Here is a 2,972-nt window from a genome sequence, read left to right on the forward strand (position 1 = left end):
CAACTCCGGTTTCATACCCCGATCTTCGGTAAATATTCGGGCCATGTCTCAACGCAGTCTCAACGCGGTCCTCCAGCCGATCTCGCCCCATTTCGACCGATCTCGACCGATTTCGACGGACCTCGACGCGCGACACGTTCCCGCGGGAACGCCGGTGAGCATCCTCTCGCCGCCGTCGTGCCTTGACCTGGACGCGGGGCTCATGGATCTTCGGCCCCAGTTGAGAATGAATCTCATTCTAATCGTGCAAATGGGGGAAGCATGTTCCGCAGTCGCAGCGCACTTCTTGCCTTCGTCATGATTCCGGTGCTGTCGGCCGGCTGTGCCGGGGACGGCGAACCGGCCGAGTCCGAGCCCGCCGCCGCGGAGTCCGGCGAGGCCATGGGCGATGCGGAGGCCCCCGGCGCCGATGCCGCAGCCGCCCTCTTGAACCCCAACCTCGCGACGGAAGACGAACTGGCCGCCGTCCCGGGGATCACGGCCCAGGTGGCCGCGGCCGTGGTCGGCGGACGGCCGTACTTGCGCGCGGCGGATCTGCATGCGGCGCTGGCGGAGGCGGTCGGAGACGAGGCGGCGGTGGCGGCGTACGGCGCGCTCTGGCTGCCGATCAACCTCAACGACGTGACGAATGACGAGATCCTGCTGATCCCGGGCGTGGGGGATCGGATGGCGCACGAGTTCGAGGAGTACCGCCCGTACGCGGACATGGGCGAGTTCCGGATGGAGATCGGGAAGTACGTGGACGAGGACGAGGTCGAGCGGCTCGCGCGCTACGTGTACGTCCCGATCGACCTGAACAGCGCCACCCGCGACGAGATCATGGCGGTGCCGGGGATGAGCGAACGCATGGCGCACGAGTTCGAGGAGTACCGCCCCTACACCGACCTGGAGCAGTTCCGGCGCGAGATCGGGAAGTACGTGGACGAGAACGAGGTCGCGCGGTTCGAGCGCTACGTGACGCTGAACCCGGGCGGATAGGGCGCCGGCCCCCGCGCGGCCCGGCGAGGGCGTTGCGATGATCCGGAGCGTCGTCTTCTGGCTCCACCTCACGGTGGCCGTGGCGGCCGGGTTGGTCATCCTCATGCTGGCGGCGACGGGGGCCGTGCTGTCGCTGGAGGAGACGGTGACGGGGCTGGCGGAGCGACGGTACTTCGTGACCGTGCCGCAAGCCGCGGACCGCCTGCCTGCGGACCGCCTGCGTCCGGAGGGGGTCGCGCTGGCTGCGGGGCTCGTGGCGACGTCGCTGAGCTATTCTTCGGATCCGCGCGCGCCCGTGCGCGTCCACGAGGGACAGGACCTCCATGCCCTGGTCGATCCGTACACGGGGCGGGTGCTGGCGAGGGGACCCGGCGGACTCGAGCGGTTCTTCGAGGGCGCCCACAACTGGCACCGCTGGTTCAACGTGTCGGGCGGCTCGGTGCGCCGGGCGCGGGCGGTGACCGGGGCGGTCAACGTGGCCTTCCTCTTTCTTCTGCTCACCGGACCGATCCTGTGGATTCCGCGGCCCGTCACCCGGCGGTCGCTCGCCCAGGCGCTCCTGCTACGTCGCGGGGCGAAGGGCGCCAAGCGCGACTTCAACTGGCACCAGGTGGTCGGGATCTGGTCCGTGCTGCCGCTGGCCGTGATCGCCGCGACGGGGGTCGCCACGTCGTATCCGGCCGTGGGAGACCGGGTCTATCCGACGGTGGGGAACGTGGTACCCGCCGGGGCATGGCCGGCTGAGTCGGCGTCCGAAGGAGCGGGAGTCGAGAGGGAGGAAGTCGAGGGGGACGAAGTCGAGGGGACGGCGATTTCGGGGGACGCCCGTCGCGCCCCGGACCCGGACCTCCGCGCCGCGCTCGCAACCGCCGAGGCTTGGGCCCCGGAGTGGAGGACGCTGATCCTGCACATGCCGCGCCCCACGGACCCCGAGGTTCGCGTCGAGGTGCGGGGAGGGCGCGCGGGCCAGCCGCACAGGGCCGGCCGGCTCACCCTGGACGCCGCCACCGGCAGCGTGCGCGCCTGGGAGACCTTCGCCGACGACACGCCCACACGGCGCGCGCAGCAGTTCCTCCGCTACGCGCACACGGGGGAGTACTGGGGGCTGCCGGGCCAACTGCTGGCGGGACTCTTCTCGCTGGCAGCCGCGCTCATGGTGTGGACCGGCCTCTCGCTGGCGGTCCGCCGGCTGCGACGCTTCGTCGGGCTTCGCCGGGCGCTGCGGCGCTCGGTCAGGCGCCCCCGGGCGCCGCCCACCAGCGGGACGGCTTGAGGCGCTCGCCGCGGCCGCCGACGCGGTCCAGCCACAGGGCGAACCGCCGCAGCCGCGTGCCCGCCAGCCGGCGCCACACCCGGCTCCACCGGTCGCGAAAGTCGCGGTTGTAGGGGCAGACGCGGATACAGATCGAGCAGTCCGTGTTCTGGTTGGCCCAGAAGCGGAAGCACTTCTCGGCATCCGTGGTCCACTTCCGGATGCCCTGGATGTTCGACCGGTTGTGGACGAGCGTGGACGGTTCGCCGCCGGCGATCGCCCCCGCGGGGCAGCCCTTCGTGCACGCGCGGCAGATGTCGCACGTCTCCTTCACGCCGAAGCGGACGGGCCGGTCGTGCGCGAGCGGCATGTCGGTGAACACCTTGCCGAGCCGCACCCGGGGACCGTACTCGCGGGTGATGAGGAGGCCGTGGCGCCCGTACTCGCCCAGCCCGGCCCGGATGGCGAGCGGGATGACCAGCGCCGAGTCGTTCATGCTGGCCACGGCGCGGTAGCCGAGATTCACAATGTACTGCGCGATCGCGAGCAGCACGATCGTGTCGCGCGAGTAGGTGGCGCCCGTCGCGGTGCCGCTGAGCGCGGAGGGCGCCGTGCTCAGGAGTTCCCGGTCCATGGATTGCGCGATCACGATCACGTTGCCGAGATCGGTGGAGATCTCCTGCGGCTTCTCGTGCTCGTTCTCGCGGCTGTAGGCGTGCGTGTAGAGCCACCGCTCGTCGTT

3 protein-coding genes are annotated in these 2,972 nt (G+C 70.7%); 2 read left to right on the forward strand and 1 reads right to left on the reverse strand.

Annotation, left to right across the window (positions count from 1 at the left end; all coding sequences use genetic code 11):
- Positions 1–261 precede the first annotated feature (261 nt).
- Positions 262–978 (forward strand): helix-hairpin-helix domain-containing protein, encoded by a 717-nt coding sequence (locus RN743_RS12450; RefSeq protein WP_310780229.1) that lies wholly within the window; start codon positions 262–264, stop codon positions 976–978.
- Positions 979–1,015: 37 nt separating this feature from the next.
- A complete protein-coding gene (locus RN743_RS12455; RefSeq protein WP_310780231.1) occupies positions 1,016–2,251 on the forward strand; it encodes a PepSY-associated TM helix domain-containing protein in 1,236 nt (411 codons plus the stop codon).
- Here the strand turns inward: RN743_RS12455 and RN743_RS12460 are convergent.
- The coding region (locus RN743_RS12460; RefSeq protein ID WP_310780233.1) for a reductive dehalogenase domain-containing protein at positions 2,211–2,972 on the reverse strand (762 nt) is incomplete at its 5' end. The two genes, RN743_RS12455 and RN743_RS12460, sit on opposite strands and share 41 nt — an antisense overlap.

Source organism: Candidatus Palauibacter scopulicola, from assembly GCF_947581915.1.
GTDB lineage: Bacteria > Gemmatimonadota > Gemmatimonadetes > Palauibacterales > Palauibacteraceae > Palauibacter > Palauibacter scopulicola.

Excerpts from the sequence above, each read along its gene's own strand:
- RN743_RS12455 (WP_310780231.1), top strand. The coding sequence starts at position 1,016 with ATGATCCGGAGCGTCGTCTTCTGGCTCCACCTCACGGTGGCCGTGGCG.
- RN743_RS12450 (WP_310780229.1), top strand. The coding sequence starts at position 262 with ATGTTCCGCAGTCGCAGCGCACTTCTTGCCTTCGTCATGATTCCGGTG.